This is a genomic window from Aeromonas sp. 604282, assembly GCF_049170575.1.
GTDB lineage: Bacteria > Pseudomonadota > Gammaproteobacteria > Enterobacterales > Aeromonadaceae > Aeromonas > Aeromonas veronii_A.
Map to the genome: position 1 here is coordinate 156,293 of NZ_JAAKMV010000002.1, position 23,450 is coordinate 179,742.

Below are 23,450 nucleotides of genomic sequence, written 5' to 3' on the forward strand. Positions count from 1 at the left end.
TCTACCTCATTTGGAATCGATTTTGGCCTCACATCCTATCAGAGCCCCCCAAGGTTTCAATCAGGGGACTTTTGCTTTATTTTATCTCTTTGCTTTTTCGCCCCTTGCGGCTGACACCACCCACTCGAGACTTGAGTTGTATGTCCATTCACACAGATGAATTGCGCACCCGTCGCCTGGAGTCACTGATCACTCCGAGCGAGCTCGCACACGCGTTTCCGATCACCGATACCATTGCCCAGAATCTGCTGGATGCCCGTCGCGAAGTGGAAGCCATTCTGGCTGGAGACGATCAGCGCCTGCTGGTCATCGTCGGCCCCTGTTCCATCCATGATCCCGCTGCTGCTCGCGAGTATGCCCTGCGTCTCAATGCTCTGCGCGAGCAGTATAAAGAGAGCCTCTGCATCGTGATGCGCACCTACTTCGAGAAGCCGCGCACCATCGTCGGCTGGAAAGGGCTCATCAACGATCCGCGCCTCGATGGCAGTTTCGATGTCAACGAAGGGCTGAAACTGGCACGCAAACTGCTGGTCGACATCAACGAGATCGGCATGCCCACCGCCACCGAGTTCCTCGATATGGTGACCGGCCAGTATATTGCCGACCTCATCACCTGGGGCGCCATCGGCGCACGTACCACCGAATCCCAGGTACACCGCGAGATGGCTTCGGCCCTATCCTGCCCGGTCGGCTTCAAGAACGGCACCGACGGCAATACCCGCATCGCCATCGATGCGGTGCGCGCCGCCCGTCACAGCCACATCTTCTATTCGCCGGACAAGGACGGCAAGATGACCATCTACCGCACCGCCGGTAACCCCTTTGGTCATGTGATCCTGCGCGGTGGCCACCGCCCCAACTACGACACCGCCAGTGTCGATGAAGCGTGTGAAGCGCTGGCCGATGTGGGCCTGCCGGAGCGTCTGGTAGTCGATTTCAGCCACGGCAACAGCATGAAGGATCACCGTCGTCAACTGCTGGTGGCGCAAGATATCTGCGATCAGCTGCGCCGTGGCCGTACCGGCATCGCCGGCATCATGGCAGAAAGCTTCCTGGTGGAAGGGCGTCAGGATGTGGAGAACGGCTGCGCCGCCACCTTTGGCCAGAGCATCACAGATGCTTGTCTATCGTGGAACGATACCGAAACCCTGCTGGCGATGCTGGCAGAGGCGGCGCAGGTGCGCCTGAGCAAACAGGCTTGAACTGCGAATAAAACCAAAGAGGCCGGTATTTTTGATACTGGCCCCTTCTTCTTGCTATCGGCCGATTACGCTTCGCTAATCGACCCTACATGCGCGCTCTTTCCTATACACCCTACTTATAAACTGGGCATAAACCACACCCGGCCTGCCGCTTCGATGCGATCGGTGCTGATCTGGAATACCTGCGCCAGCAGTGCCTCATCCACCAGCTCGACACCCCCTTCGCGCACCACAGCGCCCCCTTGCAGGCAGAGAATGCGGTCGGCCCAGTCGATAGCCAGATTGATATCGTGGATGGCAAGTACCACCAGCAATCCCTGCCCGGCCAGCTTTTTCAGCAGCCGTAATAGCGCCAGCTGATGATGCAGGTCGAGCCCCGCCAGCGGCTCGTCCAGCAGCAGCACCTTGCCGGTCGGATTGAGGCTCGGCCACACCTGCAGCAGGGTGCGGGCGATCAGCACCCGCTGCTGCTCGCCCCCCGACAAACGGCTGAAGTCCCGGGCCAACAAGGCTTCCAGCTCCAATGCCTCGCACAGTGCATTTATCGCCTCGCTCTGCCTGGCGGGCGAAACCGCCTCATCGAGCCCCAGGCTCAACACCTGAAACACCGGAATATGAAACAGCTGGGGCTGACGCTGGGGCAACATAGCGCGCCGTTTGGCAAGCTCGGGCCAACTCAGGTCAGTAAGCACTTCCCCCCCCAGCTGCACTGTGCCATCGGCGGGTAAAATCCCCGCCAGCGCCCCAAGCAGGGTCGACTTGCCGCTGCCATTGGGGCCAAGCAGCGCCACCAACTGGCCGCCATGCCAGCGGATATCCAGGGGAGAGAGCCGTCCGGCAATGGCGAGTGCGCGCGCCTCCAGCAGCGGCGCAGCAGCACGAGAAGAAACCGGCATGTGATCAGCGGGCGACATCGGCATCTTGCCTCAACAACGGGTAAATAAGGTGACTGCGCGCCCCGACCAAATCATGCAGAACCATCAGCAGTTTGCCTCAATAGCAGGTAGATAAAGAGCGGTGCCCCCACCGAGGCGGTGATGACGCCGATAGGCAACTCCCCCGCGCTCAGGGTGGATCGAGCAACCAGATCGGCCGCCAGCAGCAGGGCCCCGCCGCCAAGCGCCGAGGCAGGCAGCAGAAAGCGCTGATCGCTGCCACCGCAGAGCCGCAGCAGATGGGGCACCACCAACCCGACAAAACCGATGACACCACACAACGACACCGCCACACCGGTCAGCAGACAGACCGCCAGCACCAGCCGCACCCGCATCTTGTCGACATCCATCCCCATCAGGCGGGCCTGGGTCTCCCCCAACAACAACTGTTGCAGCGCCTTGCCCTGCCAGCAGAGCCAGCCCAGGGTGAGCGGCAGCACCAGCCACCACCAGCCGAACTGCTGGCTGCCGTAAGAGAGGCTGCCCATCATCCAGAACATGAATTCACGCAAGGAGCCATCATCGGCAAAGTACATCAACCAGGTCATGGCGGCATTGGTGAGAATGCCGATGGCCACCCCAAACAATAGCAAGCGGGCATGGCCGAGACGCGCCCGGCGAGCCAGCCGAATGAGCAGCATGGTCACCAGCAAGGCGCCACCAAAGGCCGCCAGCGACAGCCCCCAGCCGGGCAGATAGAGGCCGAGGGACTTGGCCACCGCCATCGCCACCATGGCAGCCAGTCCTGCTCCGCTCGAGACACCAAGCAGCCCGGGTTCGGCCACCGGGTTGTGCAGCATCACCTGTAATACGGCGCCGCCACAGGCAAGGGCTGCGCCAGCCAAGAGGGCCAGCAAGGCGCGCGGCAGGCGCAGCTCCAGCAGGATGCGCTGTTCGAGCTCGCCAAGAGGCCGCCAGGGCGGCAGCACAAACTCGCCCCAGACGAGGGAGAAGAGAAACAGCAGCAGGGTCAGCAGCGTCAGGCCACAGAGCCAGCGCCGCTGCCAGCGCTGTTGGCGGGCGATAAGGGAGAGGTACAAGGAGGATCCCCGAATAACAAGGCTTCCCCCCGGCCCAGTCGCAGCGTCGGGGGGGAAGCAGGAAAAGGGCATAATAACAGTGGCTTGCCACCCAAGGTCAAGGCTGGTAACGCTTTGCCATCACCCTTATCTCGCCGCTGGCCACCAGATTTTGCAGCGCCACCAGCAAGGGCTGACGCAGCGACTGGTGAGGTGAGTGCTTGCTCATCCCCAGATAGAGGGTCACCGGCGTGGCGGGGCGGTAGTCCGCCTTGCCTATCCGGCTGGCATTTCCCTGACTCAAGGCATAGTCCACCTGACAGTCAGTGCCAATCATCAGCGGCAGGTGACCGCGCTGCACCATGCGCAGCAGCTGATCTTCGGTGGGTACTCCGTGCTTGTCGAGGCGACTGTCAGAGTTGAAGGGCTCAAAGTAGGCGGAGTTGAGCACATAGCCCACCTTCACCCCCTGCAGATCGCGGTATTGGTGGATCCGGGCCACATTGACCGGCTGACCATAAAACGCGGGCCAGCACTGGTAGTAGGCAGGCTGCAGATAGTCGATGAACTGCGCCCGCTCGGCGGTATAGGCGAGGCCAATCATCAGATCGACCTGGCCGGTCTGCATCTGCTTGAGCGCCCTGCCCCACGGCATCCGCCGTACCTGCAACTCAATGCCGCTCGCCTGTTGCAACCGGCGCAGGATGTCCATGTCGAGCCCCTGCAACCGGCCATCCGCTTGCAGGATGCGAAATGGCGGCCACAGGTCGGTGGCCACCGTCAGCGTCGGGGTCGCTCGCACCGGCATGGCAAATAACAGTAACAACACAATCCCGCATAACTTGCCCATCCCGTCGCATACCTCGCACGGCTTATCCTGTTGGTTAAAAATACCCTCCCGCACCACGTATGAAAACCGGTGGTTCAGGGATAAAATGCGCCGGATTTTCAAGGAGAACCCTATGAACCCGATTTTCGCCAGTATCGGTCTGCTGCTGTGCAGCAACGTCTTTATGACCTTCGCCTGGTACGCTCACCTCAAGAGCATGAACCACAAACCCTGGATCATTGCCGCCCTGGTGAGCTGGGGTATCGCCCTGTTCGAATACCTGCTGCAAGTGCCCGCCAACCGCATCGGCCACACCGTGATGAGTGTGGGGCAACTGAAAATCCTGCAAGAAGTGATCACACTCACCGTATTCGTCCCCTTCTCTATCTTCTATCTCAAGGAAGATCTGAAATGGGACTATCTCTGGGCAGGGCTCTGCATTCTCGGTGCGGTCTTTTTTGTCTTTCGCGAGAAACTGACCGGCGTCTGAGGCTGTACACTCAATATCATCCCGCTCATGGCATCTCATTGATCGACGAGGCAAAAAAATGGAATTGCGAGACATGTTACAGATCCTGGCCAAGCAGGATGGCTCAGACCTCTATCTGTCGACCGGCGCCCCCCCCTGCGCCAAATTTAACGGCGGCCTGCGCCCCCTCAACGAAACGCCGCTGGAACCGGGTGAAGTGGCGCGGATCGCCGCCGAGATCATGGATGGCGAGCAGAAGCAGCAGTTCGAGAAGGATCTGGAGATGAACCTCGCCATCTCCCTACCCCAGATCGGCCGCTTTCGGGTCAACATCTTCAAGCAGCGCAACGAAGTCTCTCTGGTGGCCCGCAACATCAAGACCGACATCCCCCGCTTTGAAGATCTCAAACTCCCGCCTGTGCTGCTCGACACCATCATGGAGAAACGTGGCCTGGTGCTGTTTGTCGGCGGTACCGGCTCGGGCAAGTCCACCTCGCTGGCAGCCCTTATCGACCATCGCAACCGCAACAGCGGCGGCCACATCATCACCATCGAGGATCCGGTGGAGTTCGTTCATCGCCATCGCAAGAGCATCATCAACCAGCGGGAGGTTGGCGTGGATACCCGCAGCTTCCATGCGGCCCTGAAAAACACCCTGCGTCAGGCGCCAGACGTCATTCTTATCGGCGAGATCCGTGATCGCGAGACCATGGAACATGCGCTGGCCTTCTCCGAAACCGGCCACCTTGCAATCTCCACCCTGCACGCCAACAACGCCAACCAGGCGCTGGATCGCATCATCAACTTCTTCCCCGAGGAGCGCCGCCCCCAGCTGCTCAACGACCTTGGCAACAACCTCAAGGCCTTTGTCTCCCAGCGACTGGTGAAAACCACCGATGGCGGCCGCCGGGCCGCAGTGGAGATCATGCTCGGCACCCACACCATCCGCGACATGATCAAGCGCGGTGAATTTGGCGGCCTCAAAGAGGTGATGGAAAAATCCAAAGCCCTCGGCATGGTCACCTTCGACAGTGCCCTGTTTGATCTGGTGGTAGAAGGCGTGATCGACGAGGAGGAGGCCGTGAAGAACGCCGATTCTGCCAACAACCTGCGTCTCAAGATCAAACTGTGGAAGGAGAAGGGGCAGATCGCCAGCAGCAGTGATGCCACCGGCTGGAGTCTCGAACCCACCAAGGACGAGAAAGACGATTTTTTCTAAACCTGTCCCTCTAGAACCTCGGGCCAGCCCGAGGTTCTCTTTACCCCGTACGGCTAGCCCGACTTATCCCTCAGCTCACACAGGTCACTGCCATTCAGCACCAACGGCGAACGCGTTGGCAATACGCCACATACTCGTCGCCGAAACGGGCGCGCAGCAGCCGCTCCTCCGGCATGATCTGGAAGCGTGTCAGCCAGGCCACCAGCACGATCGGCCCAACCCAGACCCATATACTACCGAGATAACAGCCCCAGGCGGCCAGCCAGCAGAGCAATCCCAAATACATGGGATTACGGCTGAAGCGATAGACGCCACAGGTCACCAGATGGCTGGTGTGCTGGGGTCGGGTGGGGCTGACCGTGGTCTGGTGGTGGCGAAACCGTTGCAGGGCACCAAAACCCATGATAGCCCCCACCACGATCAGCGCAGCCGTCAGCGCCATCACCCAAGTGCCGGGCTGGCTCTCCGATCTCAGCCACCACATGAGTCCCACGCAAAACAGGAAAATCAGTGGGGGTGGCAAACGTAACTCAAGATTGACCATTTTCTTCCCCTGACGAGTGTCGGCCGAACCCGTGTTGCGGTAGACTCCCAACCAGTCAGCGCCTGTTGAGAGTGACAAAGATCATAATAATAACAACAAGTTGTGGTTAAACCACCACCAATGTGGCCGACCCCGTCCAAACTATCCAACGCGAACAACAAAAAGGAATCACCATGCACAAGAAAACTCTGCTGGCTACCCTGATCTTCGGCCTGCTCGCGGGCCAAGCCGTTGCGGCTCCCTATCTGCCCCTTGCGACGGATCATCGCAACGGCCAGGAGCAAACCGCCAGCAACGCCTGGTTGGAAGTGGATCTGGGCGCCTTTGAACACAATATCCAGACCCTCAAGGATCGCCTCGGCGACAAGGGCCCGCAGATCTGCGCCATCATGAAGGCCGACGCTTACGGTCATGGCATCGACCTGCTGGTCCCCTCCGTGGTCAAGGCAAATATCCCCTGCATCGGCATCGCCAGCAACGAAGAGGCGCGCGTCGCCCGCGAGAAGGGCTTCACCGGCCGTCTGATGCGGGTGCGTGCTGCCACCCCGGATGAAGTAGAGCAGGCCCTGCCCTACAAGATGGAGGAGCTGATCGGCAGTCTGGTCAGTGCCCAGGGTATCGCCGATATCGCCCAGCGCCACCACACCACCATTCCGGTGCATATTGCACTCAACTCCGCCGGCATGAGCCGCAACGGCATCGACCTGCGTCTGGCCGATGCCAAGCAGGATGCGCTGGCCATGCTCAAGCTAAAGGGGATCACCCCGGTCGGCATCATGACCCACTTCCCGGTTGAGGAGAAAGAGGACGTCAAGATGGGACTGGCCCAGTTCAAACTGGACTCCCAGTGGCTGCTGGAAGCGGGCAAGCTGGATCGCAGCAAGATCACCATCCACGCCGCCAACTCCTTCGCCACTCTGGCCGTGCCGGACGCCTACTTCGACATGGTGCGCCCGGGCGGCCTGCTCTACGGTGACTCCATCCCCTCCCACACCGAATACAAGCGGGTGATGGCATTCAAGACCCAGGTCGCCTCGGTCAACCACTATGCAGCGGGTAACACCGTCGGTTATGACCGCACCTTTACTCTCAAGCGTGACTCCTGGCTCGCCAACCTGCCGCTGGGCTACTCCGATGGCTATCGTCGCGCCCTCAGCAACAAAGCCTATGTGCTGATCCAGGGTCAGAAGGTACCGGTGGTCGGCAAGACCTCCATGAACACCATCATGGTGGACGTGACCGACCTGAAGGGTGTGAAACCCGGTGACGAGGTGGTGCTGTTTGGCCGTCAGGGTGACGCCGAAGTGAAACAGGCGGATCTGGAGGAGTACAACGGCGCCCTGCTGGCGGACATGTACACCATCTGGGGCTACACCAACCCCAAAAAGATCAAACGCTGATCACGCGATATGAAAAAGGGCTCCCGCGGGAGCCCTTGTTGTTTGGTATTAAATAATGTTGCGTTTAAGCGGCCTTTTTACGGGTCACAAACAGACTCAGCCCCATGGATGCCAGCAGGATCAACGCGACTACGCCCAGTGCTATGCCGGTCGGGATCTTGAAGATATCCAGCAGCAGCATCTTGACCCCGATAAACATCAGGATCAGCGCCAGACCGTATTTGAGCAGGGCGAAGCGATCAGCCACACCCGCCAGTAGGAAGTACATGGCGCGCAGACCCATGATGGCGAAGATGTTGGAGGTCAGCACGATGAAGGGATCCGTGGTCACCGCGAAGATGGCCGGGATACTGTCCACCGCGAAGATGAGATCGCTCACCTCCACCAACACCAGAATGAGCAGCAGCGGGGTGGCATAGCGCACACCGTCACGCCAGACGAAGAACTTCTCCCCTTCCAGGGTCTCGGTCACCTTGAAACGACGGCGCATCCAGCCTAGCAGCGGATTGTTGGCCAAGTCCGGCTCCTTGTCGGCCGCCCACAGCATCTTGGCACCGGTCAGCAGCAGGAAAGCGCCGAACAGATAGAGGATCCAGTGGAACTGCTCGATGAGCCAGCTACCCGCGAACACCATACCGGCACGCATCACGATGGCACCCAGTACTCCATAGAGCAGCACCCGGCGCTGCAGCTCGGCCGGAATGGCAAAGTAACCGAACAGCATCAGCCAGACGAATACGTTGTCCACTGCCAGCGCTTTCTCGATGAGGTAGCCGGTAAGGAACTCCAGCCCCTTCTGGTTGGCAATCTCACGGCCCGCGCTGTGATCGAGCCAGAGCCAGATGGCTAGGTTGAAGAGCAGCGCCACGCTGACCCAGATGAGGGACCAGACACCCGCCTCTTTGAGGGACACCTTGTGTGACTTGCCGCCACCGACAAAGCGTATGTCTATCCATAACAGGACCAACACTATGCTGAAGAAACCGGTCCACATCCACCATTCACCCATTTTCACTTCTCCCAAAAACGACAAAACCCACGACCGAGAGGCAGTGGGTTTGCGTTTGGAGCAGATACACCTTGCCTCTCGGCAAGGTCTCACTTACAGCTGATTTTCATCAACTGCCCAGCTGCCGGGTGCACTGCAGGATATGGGTGCACCGTAATGACGACAAACCGGCGAGAAGTTACTCCCCTTGTTGCGCGGATAGTAGCAGCGGTAAAAGATAACGCCAAGAGGCATCTTCACTACCGCCAGAAATAAATCGGGGCCCCATCAAGGAGCCCCGCAAACAGGTTCAACACATCCCCATCAGAGCGGGTCGACCTTGAGGCAGGAGACCGCGTGATCGAAGTTACCCTCCAGCACAGGGCGGGTCTTGGCACACTCGGGGCCAGCCACCGGGCAGCGGGTGCGGAACACGCAGCCTGACGGCGGATTCATCGGCGATGGCAAATCCCCCTCCAGGATCTGGATCACCTTGTTGCGCTCCAGCTCAGGGTCCGGGATCGGCACCGCAGACATCAGCGCCTTGGTGTAGGGGTGCAGCGGATTGGCGAAGATCTCCTTGCGGGTCCCCAGCTCGACGGCGTTGCCCAGATACATCACCAGTACCCGGTCGGAGATATGTTTGACCACAGACAGATCGTGGGCGATGAAGATGAGCGACAGCCCCATCTCCTTTTGCAGGGATTTGAGCAGGTTGACCACCTGCGCCTGAATGGAGACGTCCAGCGCCGAGACCGGCTCGTCGCAGATGATCATCTTGGGCTCGAGGATCAGCGCCCGGGCAATCCCGATCCGCTGGCACTGGCCGCCAGAAAACTCGTGCGGATAGCGGTTGACCAGGTTGGGCAAGAGCCCCACCTTGCTCATCATGGCGCGCACCTTCTCTTTCACCTCTTCCCGCGGCAGGTTGGGGTAGAAGGTGATGAGCGGCTCGGCGATGATGTCGCCGATGGTCATGCGCGGGTTCAGAGAAGCCAACGGGTCCTGGAAGATCATCTGGATCTCTTTGCGCTTCTCGCGCAGGGCATTCTGATCGAGCTTGGTGAGATCGTCACCCAGCCACACCACCTTGCCATCGGTGGCCGGTACCAGGCCGATGATGGCGCGGGCAAAGGTCGATTTTCCGCAGCCGGACTCCCCCACCACGCCGAGGGTTTCCCCTTCGTAGAGGCGCAGGGTAACGCCATCGACCGCCTTGAGGTCGGACGGTTTGGCCCAGGGCCACGCCTTGCCACTCTTGATACTGAAGTGGACCTTGAGGTCAGACACTTCCAACAGCAATTTTTTGTCGGCACCCATTTAGTTGGCTCCCTTGTTCATGGCATCCGAAACCCAGTGACAAGCACGCTCCCGACCGTCGTTGAACGGGGTCAGGATCGGTGACTGCTGGCCGCAAATCTCGCTGACCCGGTGGCAACGCTCCTGGAAGGGGCAACCGGTGGGCAGACGCAGCAGGTTGGGCGGATTGCCCGGGATGGTGGGCAGCACTTCCCCTTCGGTATCGAGGCGGGGAATGGCGCGCAGCAAGCCTTCGGTGTAGGGGTGGCTCGGGCGATAAAAGATATCGTCTACCTTGCCGTACTCCATGGTACGACCGGCATACATCACCAGCACCTTGTTGCAGATACCGGCGACCACGCCGAGGTCATGGGTGATCATGATGATGGCGGTGTTGAACTCGCGCTTGAGCTCGTTCATCAGGGTCATGATCTGGGCCTGTACGGTCACGTCAAGCGCGGTGGTCGGCTCGTCGGCGATCAGCAGTTGCGGCCGGCAGAGCAGCGCCATGGCGATCATCACCCGCTGACGCATACCGCCGGAGAACTCGTGGGGATACATGCCCATCCGCTTGCGTGCTTCGGGAATTTTCACCGCATCGAGCATCCGTACCGACTCTTCGAACGCTTCCGCCTTGCTCACCCCTTTGTGCAGCATCAGCACTTCCATCAGCTGATCCTGCACCTTCATGTAGGGGTTGAGCGAGGTCATGGGGTCCTGGAAGATCATGGCGATCTTCTCGGAGCGGATCTTGTTGAGCTTGGACTCCGGCAGGTTGAGGATCTCCTCACCCTGAAACTTGGCGGAACCGGTAATAATGCCGTTTTTGGCCAGCAGCCCCATGATGGCAAAGGCCGTCTGGGATTTGCCGGAGCCGGACTCGCCGACGATCCCCAGGGTTTCACCCGCAGAGAGAGAAAAATTGAGGTCGTTGACCGCCACCACATTGCCGTCCGGGGTCTTGAACTCGACCCGCAGATCTTTCACATCCAGTAACTTCATATAAAAACTCCTTCTCGATCTTTCGTGACGTTTTCCTGTCGATCCGAGGCGCTATTAACGATCTTTCGGATCGAGGGCGTCACGCAGACCATCCCCGAGGAAGTTGAAGCAAAACAGGGTCACCACCATGAAACCGGCGGGAAACAGCAGTTGCCAGATGGCCACTTCCATCGACTTGGAGCCTTCATCCAGCAAAGCACCCCAGCTGGTCATGGGCTCTTGCACGCCCAGGCCAAGGAAGCTCAGGAAGGATTCGAACATGATCATCCCGGGCACCAGCAGGGTGGCGTAGACCGCCACGATCCCCAGCACGTTGGGTACGATGTGACGGGTGATGATCTTCCACTTGGAGACGCCGCAGACGTGAGCCGCCTCGATAAACTCCTTGCTCTTGAGGCTGAGGGTCTGGCCTCGCACGATCCGCGCCATGTCGAGCCAGCTCACCGCGCCGATGGCGATGAAAATGAGCGCCAGGTTGCGGCCGAAGAAGGTCACCAGCATGATCACGAAGAACATGAAGGGGAAGGCGTTGAGGATCTCCAGTACCCGCATCATCAGGCTGTCGACCCGCCCGCCGATAAAGCCGGAGGCAGCGCCATACAGGGTGCCGATGATGACCGCCACCATGGCACCCATGATGCCGACCATCAGGGAGATGCGACCACCCAGCAGGGTGCGCACGAACAGATCGCGCCCCAGACTGTCGGTACCGAAGTAGTGACCCGCTTCCATATCGGGCGGCGACTGCATGGCCCCCCAGTCCGGATCGTCAAAGGTGTATTGGGACAGATGAGGGCCGACGATGACCGCCAGACCGATGATGGTCAGGATAATCAGGCTGGTCAGAGCAGCCTTGTTGCGCAGGAAACGGCGACGGGCATCCTTCCACAGGGAGCGCCCCTCCACCACCTCTACTTTTTGCGCGAACGCCTCGACGGCATCCCGTTTTTCAGTTGAAACAACCATGATGAACTCCCGAATTAGTAACGGATCTTGGGATCGATGAAGGCGTAGAGAATATCGACCACAGCGTTAAAGGTGATGGTGAGGGCGCCGACCAGAATGGTCAGACCGAGCACCATGGAGTAATCACGGTTAAGGGCACCGTTGACGAACAGCTGACCGATCCCCGGCAGGCCGAAGATGGTCTCGATCACCACGGAACCTGTGATGATGCCGACAAAAGCCGGGCCCAGATAGGAGACCACCGGCAGCATAGCCGGACGCAGCGCGTGTTTCAGGATGATATGGCGCAGCGGCAAGCCCTTGGCACGGGCGGTACGGATAAAGTTGGAGTTCATGGTCTCGATCATGCTGCCCCGCATGATCCGCGAGATAGCGGAGATGTAGTACATCATCATGCCGAACACAGGCAGCACCATAAACTGGATGCCACCACCCTGCCAGCCACCGGCAGGGAACCAGCCCAGATGAATACTGAAAAACAGCACCAGCAAGGGCGCCAGCACAAAGCCCGGGATCACCACCCCGGCCATGGCCGACGACATCAGCAGATAGTCGATAATGGTGTTCTGTTTCAGTGCCGCTATGGTGCCGAAGGTGACCCCCAGCAACACGGCGAAGAAGAAGGCCGTGGTCCCGATCTTGGCGGAGACAGGCAACGCCTGACTCACCAAATCATTGACGGTGAAATCCTTGTATTTGAAAGAGGGCCCCAAATCACCCTGTACCAGGTTGCCCAGGTAAGTGAGATATTGCATGCCGATCGGCTTGTCGAGGCCGTATTTGGCTTCGATGTTGGCCATTACTTCGGGGGGGAGTGAACGTTCGCTGGTAAAGGGGTTACCCGGGGCGAAACGCATCATGAAGAAAGAGACGGTGATCAAGACCAGCAGAGTCGGGATCGCTTCCAATAGCCGTTTAAAAATGAATTTCAACATAGACATTTCCTGTCCTGTACTGCTTCCAAAGGGTCGCGGTTGTAATAAAGGCCCGCCGTCTGGCGGGCCCTGCTTGTTATGCGACTTGTTGCTTTAAATCAGTGAGCAATGATGTACATATCTTTGCTGTAGAGGTTATCCAGCGGGTTGCTTGGGTAACCCCCAACATAAGCTTTGACCATCCGAGGTTGAACATATTGGTATATCGGGATGATCGGCATGTCCTTGGCCAGGATCTCTTCCGCCTGGACATAGAGCTTGTTGCGAGCGTCCGCATCAACCTGATCTCGAGAATCGGTCATCAACTTGTCAAACACCGGATTGGAGTACTTGCCATCGTTGTTGCCGTGAGTGGTCTGCATCAGATCCAGCATGGATGAGGCTTCATTGTAGTCGGCGCTCCAGCCGGCACGACCCACGTCAAACTGTCCCTGCTTCTTGGTTTCGAGGTAAGTTTTCCACTCCTGGTTCACCAAGCTGACCTCTGCACCCAGTTTTTTCCACATGGAGGCAACGGCCACAGCTACTTTCTTGTGGTTGTCATCGGTGTTGTAGAGCAGCTCGAACTTCAGCGGCTTGCTGGCATCGAAACCTGCCTCTTCAAGCAGCGCCTTGGCCTTGGCGTCACGTTCAGCCTGGGTCATTTTTGACCACTCCGGAGCAACCGGTTTAAAACCATCAACATAGTCAGGCGTCAACCCATATGCGGGTTTTTGCCCTTGTCCCATGACTTTATCTGCAATCACGTCACGATTGACCGCATAAGAGAGAGCAGTTCGCACTCGCACGTCATCAAACGGCTTTTTCTTGATGTTGAACTGGTAGTAATAAGTAGAAACCAGACCTTCAACCTTCAGATCCGCGGGATAATCTTTCTTCAACTGCTTAAAGCGTTCGATCGGCACATTCCATGTCATGTCGATCTCACCAGCCAAAAAGCGATTTAGCTCCGCGTTGGTGGACTGGATCGGAAGATAGGTAACCTTGTTGATCACCGTTTTCGCATCATTCCAATAGTTTTTATTACGCTCCAAACCAATTCGCTCATTAACAACCCACTCCTTCAATACGTAGGCACCATTACCTACCATATTGCCCGGCTGGGTCCATTTTTCACCATACTTCTCGATCACCTTCTTCGGTACCGGATAAGTGGTGGTATGAGAGAGCATGGTTACGAAATAAGGGATGGCCTTCTCGAGCTGAACTTCGAAGGTGTAGTCGTCGGTCGCCTTCACACCCAGCGTATCAGCCGGCTTCTTGCCAGCAATGATCTCTGTAGCATTGGCAATAGTTGGCATCTCTAGGTACCAGGAGTATGGAGAAGCTGTCTTGGGGTCAACTGCACGTTGGAAAGCATATACAAAGTCATGTGCGGTGACCGGTTCACCATTAGACCACTTGGCATCTTTGCGCAGGTGGAAGACGTAGTGCTTGTTATCCTTGGTTTCCCAGGACTCCGCGACACCGGGAACAACCTCCCCTTTCGAACCGGATGTCACGAGACCTTCAAACAGGTCGCGCAAAATTGCAGACTCAGGCGTTCCTTCAACTTTCTGTGGGTCCAAGGTCGCAGGCTCGGAACCGTTGCCTTTTACCAACTGCTGGACATCCGCCAGCTTGGTTCCCGCCGGGACATCGGCAGCCTGAGCCACATTGACGCCACCAAACAGTGCAGCCATCAGCAATGTGTTAATCATTGTTTTTTTATGAGTCATTTCCCTACTCCAACAAGAACATTCCATGCGTTTTTTAAAGTGACGGTGATAAAACCCGCTCCCAGCATAATTCCCTGCCAATTCTGATAATGCAACAGATATTGTTAGGGTAACTGTCATTTCCTGGTTAAAAAATCAGCTAATGTGCGTTTTTTCAGTATTAAAACACCAGCAACTCGCTCATTTTTCACACAAACGACCGATTCTAGAAAAGACCGGGCAAAAAGCAACCAATAAAAAGCCGGTCACGAGGACCGGCTTTCATAAAGCGGAGCTGGCTCACATCAAACTGGGGAAAACCCCCTTGATACCGGCCACCATGATCTCGATACCCAGCGACATCATGATAAGACCCATGATACGGGTCACCACGTTGATGCCGGTGTTGCCCATGATCTTGAACAGCAGCGGCGCGGCGCGGAAGATGAGCCAGGAGCAGAAAGAGAAGACAACGACAACCACTGACATGCCGAGCAGCTGCTGCCAGTGGCTCTGGCTGGCGTAGACAATCACCGAGGAGATGGCACCTGGGCCTGCCATCAGCGGCAGCGCCAACGGCACTACGGCGATAGACTCGCGCACCGCCAGTTCACCCTTCTCCTGTTTGTTGTGCTTCACCTCGCCCAGCTTGCCCTGCAGCATCGACCAGGCAATCAGGGTAATCAGCGACCCACCGGCGATCCGGAACGACGCCAGCGAGATGCCAAAGCCATCGAGGATCAGCTGCCCCATATACATGGAGACCAACAGGATCACCATCACCGCGATATTGGCGGTGGTATTGGTTTTCATCCGCTCGGCCTGGGTATGGTGGCTGGTCAGGCTGACAAACACCGGCAACAAACCAAGCGGGTTGATAATTGCGAACAAACCGACAAAAAACTTCAGATACAACGAGACGTCAATTGCTGCCATAGGCGCCTTCCAATAGAGTTTCGGGCCCAGTGGGCCAGTGGGCCAGTGGGCCAGTCCATTAATTTCGTGCGTAAATTTACATCATAGCCAGAGCGGGCACCAATCAAATAATCTCACCATTTTGAGGGTTTTTTAGTTAGTTCATCTAATGCATCCACGCTAACTGGCATAAACCGATGCCAAAAGCCCTTTCTACCGCCCGACACGCGTTAGAAAAGTGAGTGCAAGTCTACTTAATCATGACCAGAGAGTCCGACGGTGACTGACCGAATGACCAAGCGACTCGAGAGAATCCAAGCTTTGCCTTTCCACTATTTCAGGCTATGCATCACTTCACTGACTCGGCAAGAGAGCCACAATGCAAAAACCGGGAAAGCGGGCAGAAATGGCGTCCTCGGGGAATAAAGCGGATTAGTCATGGATTAAAACAACAATCATTCTCGCAACAAATGCAGAAATAAAGCGCGTTTGCCGATGATTTTGAAACCTATCTACTCATATTTACTAACTAATAGCGCCAAATTGGTGCTGCAACCAGATGAAGAGGAATAATTAACCGCTTGATAAATGTGGTTTATTGCCCTGCATTAACAGGCCTCTTACCTTTCCCTTTGGTGTACATTTCGATAACATCGGTCAAACAAGGATTGTGAAAGAAAATTTCTTTTGTTCTTTTGTTACACATGATCCAGATCAAGTTTTTCTGAGTCGGCCCCGCTCTATAATCGACTCAGAAAGCGATTTAGTAAGGCATGTAAAAACCGTGTTGCAACCATACCGTCTTGACAGGGCGACTATAATTGCCGGGCATTGCCAACGTCTTACTAAACAGTTTTCAAATAATCAGGAGATAAACATGGCAGTAACCAATTTGGCTGAACTGGATGCACTGGTCGCCCGCGTTAAGGAAGCACAGCGTGAATTCGCCAGCTTCTCTCAAGAGCAGGTAGACAAGATCTTCCGTGCCGCCGCCCTGGCCGCCAACAACGCCCGTATCCCCCTGGCCCAGATGGCCGTGGAAGAATCCGGTATGGGTATCATCGAAGACAAGGTTATCAAGAACCACTTCGCCTCCGAATACATCTACAACAAGTACAAAGACGAGAAGACCTGCGGCATTCTGAGCGAAGATGATCAGATGGGTACCATCACCATCGCCGAGCCGGTAGGTATCATCTGTGGTATCGTTCCGACCACCAACCCGACCTCTACTGCGATCTTCAAATCCATGATCGCGCTCAAGACCCGCAACGCCATTATCTTCTCCCCGCACCCCCGTGCCAAAAACTCCACCAATACCGCTGCCAAGCTGGTACTGGATGCCGCTGTTGCCGCTGGTGCACCGAAAGACATCATCGGCTGGATCGACCAACCGTCCGTTGAGCTCTCCAACGCCCTGATGAAGCATGAAGACATCAACCTGATCCTGGCCACCGGTGGCCCGGGCATGGTGAAAGCAGCCTACTCTTCCGGTAAGCCTGCTATCGGTGTGGGTGCCGGTAACGTGCCCATCGTTATCGACGAAACCGCCGACGTGAAGCGTGCCGTTGCCTCCATCCTGATGTCCAAGACTTTCGATAACGGTGTGGTCTGTGCTTCCGAGCAGGCAGTCATCGTTGTTGATGCCATCTACGACCAGGTTAAAGAGCGCTTTGCATCCCACAAGGGCCACGTGCTCTCCAAAGAAGATGCTGACAAGGTACGTAAAGTCATCCTGATCAACGGTGCTCTGAACGCCAACATCGTTGGCCAGCCAGCCACCAAGATTGCCGAGATGGCAGGCGTGACTGTACCGGCTGATACCAAGATCCTGATTGGTGAAGGCGTCAAGCTGTGTGCAGAAGATGAGTTTGCTCACGAGAAATTGTCCCCGCTGCTCGGTATGTTCCGTGCAAGCAGCTTCGAAAACGCCGTTGATATGGCCTGTGACATGGTCAACATCGGTGGTATCGGCCACACCTCAGGTCTGTACACCGACCAGGACCGCAACGCTGACCGCATCAAGTACTTCGGCGACAAGATGAAGACCGCGCGTATCCTGATCAACACTCCGTCTACCCAAGGCGGTATCGGTGACCTGTACAACTTCGCAATGGCACCGTCCCTGACTCTGGGTTGCGGCTCCTGGAGCGGTAACTCCATCTCCGAAAACGTGGGTCCGAAGCACCTGATCAACAAGAAGACAGTCGCAAAACGGGCAGAAAACATGCTGTGGCACAAACTTCCGAAATCCATCTACTTCCGTCGTGGTTCCCTGCCGATCGCTCTGAGCGACCTGGAAGGTAAAAAACGTGCCATGGTCGTGACCGACCGCTTCCTGTTCAACAACGGCTACGCCGATGAACTGGTCAGCCTGCTGAAAGCACAGAATATGGAAGTGGAAGTGTTCTACGAAGTAGAAGCTGACCCGACCCTGGCTGTGGTTCGCAAGGGTGCCGAGATGGCCAACTCCTTCAAACCGGACGTTATCCTGGCGCTGGGCGGTGGTTCACCGATGGATGCTGCCAAGATCATGTGGGTGATGTACGAACACCCGAACACCGCGTTCGAAGATCTGGCCATGCGCTTCATGGACATCCGCAAGCGTATCTACAAGTTCCCGAAAATGGGCGTGAAGGCCGAACTGGTCTGTATCACCACCACTTCCGGTACCGGCTCTGAAGTCACTCCGTTTGCGGTAGTAACCGATGAAGTGTCTGGTCAGAAGTATCCGCTGGCTGACTACGAGCTGACCCCGAACATGGCCATCGTTGATGCCAACCTGGTCATGGGTATGCCGAAGTCCCTGTGTGCATTCGGTGGTATCGATGCCGTGACTCACGCCATGGAAGCCTATGTTTCCGTACTGGCTAACGAGTACTCCGACGGCCAGGCGCTGCAAGCCCTGAAAATGCTGAAAGAGTATCTGCCGTCCAGCTACCAGAACGGTGCCAACGACCCGATCGCTCGCGAGAAGGTGCACAATGCTGCCACTATCGCCGGTATCGCGTTCGCCAACGCCTTCTTGGGTGTGTGCCACTCCATGGCTCACAAACTGGGTGCCGAGTTCCACATTCCGCACGGTCTGGCTAACGCCCTGCTGATCAGCAACGTCATCCGCTACAACGCGAACGACAACCCGACCAAGCAGACTGCGTTCTCCCAGTACGACCGCCCGCAGGCTCGTCGTCGTTACGCCGAAGTCGCTGACCACCTGGGTCTGACTGCTGCCGGTGACCGCACCGCAGCCAAGATCGAGAAGCTGCTGACCTGGCTGGACGAGTTGAAGGCTACCCTGGGTATCCCGGCCTCTATCCGCGAAGCTGGCGTGACTGAAGCTGACTTCCTGGCCAAGGTTGACCAGCTGGCTATCGAAGCTTTCGATGACCAGTGCACCGGCGCCAACCCGCGCTACCCGCTGATCAGCGAGCTGAAGCAGGTTCTGCTGGACTCCTACTACGGTCGTCCGTTCACCGAAGCCGCTCCGGTAACTGCTGCCCCGGTTGAAGCCAAGGTTGAAGGCAAGAAGAAATCCAAGGCCTGATAACCAGTCCTGAGATAACAAGCCCGCGCACTGCGCGGGCTTTTTTTATCTGCCACTTATCACAGAGCTCCTCACTCCAGCCGATTGCGGTAGTGCAGCGCCTAACTTCCCAACCAACCAACTCGCCCCAGCCTATCCGCTATCAACATCCCAACCAGTGACTCTGCATTGATGGGCCCCTGTAATAACAAGAGCACGTCCCATCACCTCCTATCCCCTACCCGCAACGCAATTACCCTGACGGGCAGATGTGAGCAGTCAACGCCATCTCAAGAGCTAAAGATGTGATAAACAGGGTAAGCGGAGCCTCGCTAACGCAATGCAGCAGAACTGCGACTGGCATACGTGCAGGGCCAACCGACTGGCAGAGACAGAGCAATGATAATTCGCAGAAAAAGCGGGAAAGATTGTCAGTGAAGAGAGTTGTTGCGCCGGTTGCGCAACCGACACATCAGCAGTTGCCACGATGCAAAGATAAAAAAATGGCAGCCATCAGGCTGCCATCGGGAGAGCACGATTCAGCGATCAGAGGGTCGCAGCGACTTCATCGGAGATGGAGCCGTTGTGGTAAACCTCTTGCACGTCGTCCAGATCTTCCAGCATGTCGATCAGACGCATCAGCTTGGGTGCAGTCTCTGCATCCAGCTCCGCTTCGGTGGAGGGGATCATGGTCACTTCGGCGCTCTGGGCCTTGAAGCCGGCAGCTTCCAGACCATCCAGCACGGTACCGAAGTCGTTCGGGGTGGTGTACACCTCGATGGTGCCATCCTCTTCGGTGACCACGTCATCGGCGCCCGCTTCCAGCGCGGCATCCATCAGGGCATCTTCGTCTACGCCCACGAAGGTCAGCAGACCTTTCTTGCTGAACAGATAGGCGACGGAGCCGTCGGTACCCAGGTTGCCACCGCACTTGCTGAAGGCGTGGCGCACTTCGGCTACGGTACGGTTACGGTTATCGGTCAGGCACTCTACCATCACGGCAGAGCCAGCCGGGCCGTAACCTTCGTATACGATGGTCTCGAGCTGTTCGCCATCACCACCACCGGCGCCACGCTGAATGGCACGGTTGATGGTGTCGCGGGTCATGTTGTTGGTCAGGGCGGCAGTCACCGCAGCACGCAGACGCGGGTTGTTGGCGGGATCGGCATCACCCAGACGCGCGGAGGTAGTGATTTCACGGATCAGTTTGGTGAAGATCTTGCCACGCTTGGCGTCCTGAGCGGCCTTGCGGTGTTTGATATTGGCCCATTTACTGTGACCTGCCATAGAGACTCTCCGTTATTTTTTAAATGTCAGTAACACTGATCATGACTAACCCAAGGGAAACACAGAGGCCGCACGGCGGCGGCCTCCGGTGCCGGTATCGGCTTACTCGTCGCCCTTGACGGTGGTTGCAATCGCCAGCTCACCCAGTTGGGCGGCATTGGCAAGGCTGGGGGCGTCTGTCATCAGACAGGCAGCCGCGGTCGTTTTCGGGAAGGCGATGACGTCCCGAATGTTTTCGGTGCCGGTCAGCAGCATGCTGAGACGGTCCAGACCGAAGGCCAGACCGGCGTGCGGCGGGGTACCGTACTTCAGCGCATCCAGCAGGAAGCCGAATTTCAGGCGCTGCTCGGCCGGGGTGATACCCAGGATATCGAACACGGTGGATTGCATCTCGCTGTTGTGGATACGGACAGAGCCGCCACCCACTTCGTAGCCGTTGATCACCATGTCGTAGGCGTTGGCGTAAGCACCCACAGGGTTGGCTTTCAGCTCGGCCGGGCTCATGTTGCTCGGCGCGGTGAAGGGGTGGTGCATGGCGGCCAGACCACCTTCACCATCTTCCTCGAACATCGGGAAGTCGATGACCCACAGCGGTTTCCAGCTGTTCTCCAGCAGGCCCAGATCGCGACCCACTTTCAGACGCAGGGCGCCCATGGCATCGCAGACCACTTTCTTGCTGTCAGCGCCAAAGAAGATGATGTCGCCGTCGGCAGCGCCGGTACGGGCCAGGATCTCGCGCACGATGGCGTCGGAGAGGAACTTGGCAACCGGAGACTGCACGCCTTCGATGCCGTTGGCGGCTTCGTTGACCTTCATCCAGGCCAGGCCCTTGGCACCGTAGATGCCGACAAACTTGGTGTACTCGTCGATCTGCTTGCGAGAGAGCTCGGCGCCGCCCGGGACTTTCAGGGCAGCCACACGACCTTTCGGATCGTTGGCGGGGCCGGCGAACACGGCGAACTCGACGGCGGTCAGCAGATCTGCCACATCGACCAGCTCCATCGGCAGACGCAGGTCCGGCTTGTCGGAGCCGTAGCGACGCATGGCTTCGTCGAAGGTCATGATCGGGAAGTCGCCCAGATCCACGTTCAGGATGTGCAGCCACAGTTTGCGGATCATCTCTTCCATCACTTCACGCACTTGCGGCGCGGTCATGAAGGAGGTCTCCACGTCGATCTGGGTGAATTCCGGCTGGCGGTCGGCACGCAGGTCTTCGTCACGGAAGCACTTGACGATCTGGTAGTAGCGATCGAAGCCGGACATCATCAGCAACTGCTTGAACAGCTGGGGTGATTGCGGCAGAGCGTAGAACTTGCCCTTGTGCACGCGGCTCGGCACCAGATAGTCACGGGCACCTTCCGGGGTGGCCTTGGTCAGCATCGGGGTCTCGATATCGAGGAAGCCGTGCTCGTCCATGAAGCGGCGTACGAAGGCGCTGGCCTTGGCACGGGTCTTCAGGTACTTGGCCATCTCGGGACGACGCAGATCCAGGTAGCGATACTTGAGGCTGATCTCTTCGCTGTTGACCTGATTGAAGTCCAGCGGCAGCGGCTCGGCACGGTTGATGATGTTGAGTTCGTGGGCGAACACTTCGATGGCGCCAGTGGCCATGTCGCTGTTGCGCTGGGACTCGGGACGGGTACGCACCACGCCAGTCACCTGGATGCAGAACTCGCCGCGCAGCTCGGAGGCCAGGGCGAACGCCTCCGGCTTGTCCGGATCGAAGAACACCTGAACGATCCCTTCCCGGTCGCGCATATCGATAAAGATCAGACCGCCGAGATCACGACGACGATGAACCCAACCGCACAATGTAATGGTCTGCCCTGCATGGGCCTCATTGACCTGTCCGCAATAGATAGAGCGCATGGACTTCTTCCTTCGAAATTGTAGAGAGACGGTTAACCTTGGGCCGCCGGGCACGACTGGCAAGCACCGTCTGTCTCACAGCTGGCCAGATTCTTTTTCTTACCCGGTTTGAAATCAGTCTCGTACCATCCGGTTCCCTTGAGCCGGAAGCCTGCCGCCGATATCAGCTTGACCAGATTCGGCTTGCTACAGGCCGGACAGTCGGTCAGGGGGGCATCGGAAAGCTTTTGCAGTTTTGCCAATTCATGGCCACAGACGTCGCAACGATATTCGTAGATAGGCATGGGTCACAAGAAATTGAAAAACAAAAGGGCTGGCATTATAGAGGAAAACCCCCTTTTGGGTAAAATGGCCAGCAGCCTCCTTTCGCCAGTTTTTTGCACTCGATGACAAAAAGCGGGCAAAAAATCGGCACGAATGCACCAAGAGCGAAGAGATTAGCCACCATGAGCCTCTATTTGGGCCTGCCACAGTGGTCCCACCCCAGCTGGCCCGGCCAGTTGCTGGGCCTTGGCGCCAAGCCTGCCGAACACCTCGCCCACTACGCGGCCGTCTTCAACTCGGTGGAGGGTAACACCACCTTCTACGCCCTGCCGACACCGGACACGGTACAGCGCTGGGCCGATGCGGTGCCCGATCACTTTCGTTTCAACTTCAAGTTTCCCCAAACCATCAGCCACCAGAGCGATCTGGTGAGCGCAGACAAACAAGTCGCCGACTTTATCAAGCTGCTTGCGCCACTACACGACAAGCTGGGGCTGCTCACCCTGCAGTTGCCCGCCCGTTTCGGGCCACAGGGGCTGGCCAGACTGGCGGCCTTTATCGAGCGGCTGCCACGGGCGTTTCGCTACGCCCTCGAAGTGCGTCATCCCGACTTCTTCGCCAAGGGGGAGGCCGAGCGGGCCTTGAACCGGCTGCTGATGGAACAGGGAGTGAACCGGGTGATGCTCGACAGCCGGCCACTCTTCTCGGTGCCAGCAACCACGCCAGCCCTTGTCGATGCCCAGGGCAAGAAGCCACGCCTGCCGGTACATCTGCTGGCCACCGCCAACGCCCCCATGGTGCGCTTTATCGGCCTGCCGGATCCGGCGGCCAATCACCCCTTCCTGCCCAGCTGGCTCCCCCACTGGCGCCAGTGGCTTTCCGAAGGCAAGGATCTTTACCTCTACATCCACACGGCCGACAACACCCAAGCCCCCGAGCTGGCCCGTCAGGTGAGTCGTCTGCTGGGGCAGGAGATGGCCCCCTGGCGGGGGGAAAACGATCGCGCACGGCAGGGAGTGCTGCGCTTTTAACCAGTGGCACAAGCAACCCTCGCAGCCCCCCGAAAACGCAGTAAAAAAAGGGCGATT

At 57.7% G+C, this 23,450-nt stretch carries 20 protein-coding genes; 6 read left to right on the plus strand and 14 right to left on the minus strand.

Annotated elements, in window-relative coordinates:
- Positions 1–140: 140 nt before the first annotated feature.
- Complete coding sequence (locus G5367_RS03795; RefSeq protein ID WP_204477408.1) at positions 141–1,202, plus strand: 3-deoxy-7-phosphoheptulonate synthase; 1,062 nt, start codon at positions 141–143, stop codon at positions 1,200–1,202.
- 116 nt (positions 1,203–1,318) lie between these two features.
- Here the strand turns inward: G5367_RS03795 and G5367_RS03800 are convergent, their stop codons facing one another.
- The 3 genes from G5367_RS03800 to G5367_RS03810 all read right to left on the minus strand — a co-directional run bounded on the left by G5367_RS03800 (position 1,319) and on the right by G5367_RS03810 (position 4,006).
- A complete protein-coding gene (locus tag G5367_RS03800) occupies positions 1,319–2,116 on the minus strand; it encodes an ATP-binding cassette domain-containing protein (protein WP_421243926.1) in 798 nt (265 codons plus the stop codon).
- Positions 2,117–2,169: 53 nt separating this feature from the next.
- The gene (gene btuC, locus G5367_RS03805; RefSeq protein ID WP_421243883.1) at positions 2,170–3,177 is read right to left on the minus strand and encodes a vitamin B12 ABC transporter permease BtuC; all 1,008 of its coding nucleotides are present in this window, start codon (positions 3,175–3,177) and stop codon (positions 2,170–2,172) included.
- Between the two features lie 97 nt (positions 3,178–3,274).
- On the minus strand, positions 3,275–4,006 hold the full coding sequence (locus G5367_RS03810) for a substrate-binding periplasmic protein (protein WP_043825634.1): 732 nt from the start codon (positions 4,004–4,006) through the stop codon (positions 3,275–3,277).
- Positions 4,007–4,118: 112 nt separating this feature from the next.
- On the opposite strand from G5367_RS03810, the gene G5367_RS03815 reads away from it, so the two are divergent.
- Positions 4,119–4,475 (plus strand): DMT family protein, encoded by a 357-nt coding sequence (locus tag G5367_RS03815; protein WP_421243884.1) that lies wholly within the window; start codon positions 4,119–4,121, stop codon positions 4,473–4,475.
- A 58-nt stretch (positions 4,476–4,533) separates the two neighbouring features.
- Positions 4,534–5,673, plus strand: coding sequence for a type IVa pilus ATPase TapW (tapW, locus tag G5367_RS03820; RefSeq protein ID WP_337072779.1), 1,140 nt, complete (start codon positions 4,534–4,536; stop codon positions 5,671–5,673).
- Positions 5,674–5,767: 94 nt separating this feature from the next.
- Here the strand turns inward: tapW and G5367_RS03825 are convergent, their stop codons facing one another.
- Complete coding sequence (locus G5367_RS03825; RefSeq protein ID WP_100646207.1) at positions 5,768–6,217, minus strand: methyltransferase family protein; 450 nt, start codon at positions 6,215–6,217, stop codon at positions 5,768–5,770.
- Positions 6,218–6,390: 173 nt separating this feature from the next.
- Between G5367_RS03825 and alr the strand changes: the two genes are divergently transcribed.
- A complete protein-coding gene (gene alr, locus G5367_RS03830) occupies positions 6,391–7,617 on the plus strand; it encodes an alanine racemase (RefSeq protein WP_103422279.1) in 1,227 nt (408 codons plus the stop codon).
- Positions 7,618–7,681: 64 nt separating this feature from the next.
- Here the strand turns inward: alr and G5367_RS03835 are convergent, their stop codons facing one another.
- The 7 genes from G5367_RS03835 to G5367_RS03865 form a co-directional block, all read right to left on the minus strand.
- Entirely contained in the window at positions 7,682–8,626 is a 945-nt protein-coding gene (locus G5367_RS03835; RefSeq protein WP_005337664.1) for a TerC family protein, read from the minus strand.
- A gap of 303 nt (positions 8,627–8,929) precedes the next feature.
- On the minus strand, positions 8,930–9,925 hold the full coding sequence (oppF, locus tag G5367_RS03840) for a murein tripeptide/oligopeptide ABC transporter ATP binding protein OppF (RefSeq protein ID WP_005337666.1): 996 nt from the start codon (positions 9,923–9,925) through the stop codon (positions 8,930–8,932).
- Positions 9,926–10,906 carry an ABC transporter ATP-binding protein gene (locus G5367_RS03845; protein WP_005337668.1) on the minus strand — a complete coding sequence of 327 codons (981 nt, stop codon included), beginning with the start codon at positions 10,904–10,906 and terminating at the stop codon, positions 9,926–9,928.
- A 54-nt stretch (positions 10,907–10,960) separates the two neighbouring features.
- On the minus strand, positions 10,961–11,872 hold the full coding sequence (gene oppC, locus G5367_RS03850) for an oligopeptide ABC transporter permease OppC (protein WP_236345225.1): 912 nt from the start codon (positions 11,870–11,872) through the stop codon (positions 10,961–10,963).
- A 14-nt stretch (positions 11,873–11,886) separates the two neighbouring features.
- On the minus strand, positions 11,887–12,807 hold the full coding sequence (gene oppB, locus G5367_RS03855) for an oligopeptide ABC transporter permease OppB (RefSeq protein ID WP_069555437.1): 921 nt from the start codon (positions 12,805–12,807) through the stop codon (positions 11,887–11,889).
- A 98-nt stretch (positions 12,808–12,905) separates the two neighbouring features.
- Positions 12,906–14,525, minus strand: coding sequence for an ABC transporter substrate-binding protein (locus G5367_RS03860; RefSeq protein ID WP_216978442.1), 1,620 nt, complete (start codon positions 14,523–14,525; stop codon positions 12,906–12,908).
- Between the two features lie 279 nt (positions 14,526–14,804).
- Positions 14,805–15,440: a YchE family NAAT transporter gene (locus tag G5367_RS03865; protein WP_005337678.1), complete on the minus strand. Its 636-nt coding sequence runs from the start codon at positions 15,438–15,440 to the stop codon at positions 14,805–14,807.
- Positions 15,441–16,296: 856 nt separating this feature from the next.
- Here G5367_RS03865 and adhE point away from each other — a divergent pair.
- Complete coding sequence (adhE, locus tag G5367_RS03870) at positions 16,297–18,963, plus strand: bifunctional acetaldehyde-CoA/alcohol dehydrogenase (protein WP_019446648.1); 2,667 nt, start codon at positions 16,297–16,299, stop codon at positions 18,961–18,963.
- Between the two features lie 525 nt (positions 18,964–19,488).
- Here adhE and G5367_RS03875 read toward each other — a convergent pair.
- The 3 genes from G5367_RS03875 to G5367_RS03885 all read right to left on the minus strand — a co-directional run bounded on the left by G5367_RS03875 (position 19,489) and on the right by G5367_RS03885 (position 22,382).
- Positions 19,489–20,229 (minus strand): YebC/PmpR family DNA-binding transcriptional regulator, encoded by a 741-nt coding sequence (locus G5367_RS03875; protein ID WP_005337681.1) that lies wholly within the window; start codon positions 20,227–20,229, stop codon positions 19,489–19,491.
- Between the two features lie 102 nt (positions 20,230–20,331).
- On the minus strand, positions 20,332–22,098 hold the full coding sequence (gene aspS / locus G5367_RS03880) for an aspartate--tRNA ligase (protein ID WP_005361614.1): 1,767 nt from the start codon (positions 22,096–22,098) through the stop codon (positions 20,332–20,334).
- A gap of 32 nt (positions 22,099–22,130) precedes the next feature.
- A complete protein-coding gene (locus G5367_RS03885) occupies positions 22,131–22,382 on the minus strand; it encodes an FmdB family zinc ribbon protein (RefSeq protein WP_005337686.1) in 252 nt (83 codons plus the stop codon).
- Positions 22,383–22,544: 162 nt separating this feature from the next.
- Between G5367_RS03885 and G5367_RS03890 the strand changes: the two genes are divergently transcribed.
- On the plus strand, positions 22,545–23,393 hold the full coding sequence (locus G5367_RS03890) for a DUF72 domain-containing protein (protein WP_421243885.1): 849 nt from the start codon (positions 22,545–22,547) through the stop codon (positions 23,391–23,393).
- Positions 23,394–23,450: the final 57 nt, after the last annotated feature.

Bases quoted from the DNA above. Each gene is read 5' to 3' on its own strand.
- tapW (WP_337072779.1), top strand. From the start codon at position 4,534: ATGGAATTGCGAGACATGTTACAGATCCTGGCCAAGCAGGATGGCTCA.
- aspS (WP_005361614.1), bottom strand. From the start codon at position 22,098: ATGCGCTCTATCTATTGCGGACAGGTCAATGAGGCCCATGCAGGGCAG.
- G5367_RS03810 (WP_043825634.1), bottom strand. From the start codon at position 4,006: ATGGGCAAGTTATGCGGGATTGTGTTGTTACTGTTATTTGCCATGCCG.
- oppC (WP_236345225.1), bottom strand. From the start codon at position 11,872: ATGGTTGTTTCAACTGAAAAACGGGATGCCGTCGAGGCGTTCGCGCAA.
- G5367_RS03845 (WP_005337668.1), bottom strand. From the start codon at position 10,906: ATGAAGTTACTGGATGTGAAAGATCTGCGGGTCGAGTTCAAGACCCCG.
- G5367_RS03865 (WP_005337678.1), bottom strand. From the start codon at position 15,440: ATGGCAGCAATTGACGTCTCGTTGTATCTGAAGTTTTTTGTCGGTTTG.
- oppB (WP_069555437.1), bottom strand. From the start codon at position 12,807: ATGTTGAAATTCATTTTTAAACGGCTATTGGAAGCGATCCCGACTCTG.
- oppF (WP_005337666.1), bottom strand. From the start codon at position 9,925: ATGGGTGCCGACAAAAAATTGCTGTTGGAAGTGTCTGACCTCAAGGTC.
- G5367_RS03815 (WP_421243884.1), top strand. From the start codon at position 4,119: ATGAACCCGATTTTCGCCAGTATCGGTCTGCTGCTGTGCAGCAACGTC.
- G5367_RS03795 (WP_204477408.1), top strand. From the start codon at position 141: ATGTCCATTCACACAGATGAATTGCGCACCCGTCGCCTGGAGTCACTG.
- G5367_RS03885 (WP_005337686.1), bottom strand. From the start codon at position 22,382: ATGCCTATCTACGAATATCGTTGCGACGTCTGTGGCCATGAATTGGCA.
- G5367_RS03875 (WP_005337681.1), bottom strand. From the start codon at position 20,229: ATGGCAGGTCACAGTAAATGGGCCAATATCAAACACCGCAAGGCCGCT.
- G5367_RS03890 (WP_421243885.1), top strand. From the start codon at position 22,545: ATGAGCCTCTATTTGGGCCTGCCACAGTGGTCCCACCCCAGCTGGCCC.
- G5367_RS03800 (WP_421243926.1), bottom strand. From the start codon at position 2,116: ATGTCGCCCGCTGATCACATGCCGGTTTCTTCTCGTGCTGCTGCGCCG.
- alr (WP_103422279.1), top strand. From the start codon at position 6,391: ATGCACAAGAAAACTCTGCTGGCTACCCTGATCTTCGGCCTGCTCGCG.
- G5367_RS03835 (WP_005337664.1), bottom strand. From the start codon at position 8,626: ATGGGTGAATGGTGGATGTGGACCGGTTTCTTCAGCATAGTGTTGGTC.
- G5367_RS03825 (WP_100646207.1), bottom strand. From the start codon at position 6,217: ATGGTCAATCTTGAGTTACGTTTGCCACCCCCACTGATTTTCCTGTTT.
- G5367_RS03860 (WP_216978442.1), bottom strand. From the start codon at position 14,525: ATGACTCATAAAAAAACAATGATTAACACATTGCTGATGGCTGCACTG.
- adhE (WP_019446648.1), top strand. From the start codon at position 16,297: ATGGCAGTAACCAATTTGGCTGAACTGGATGCACTGGTCGCCCGCGTT.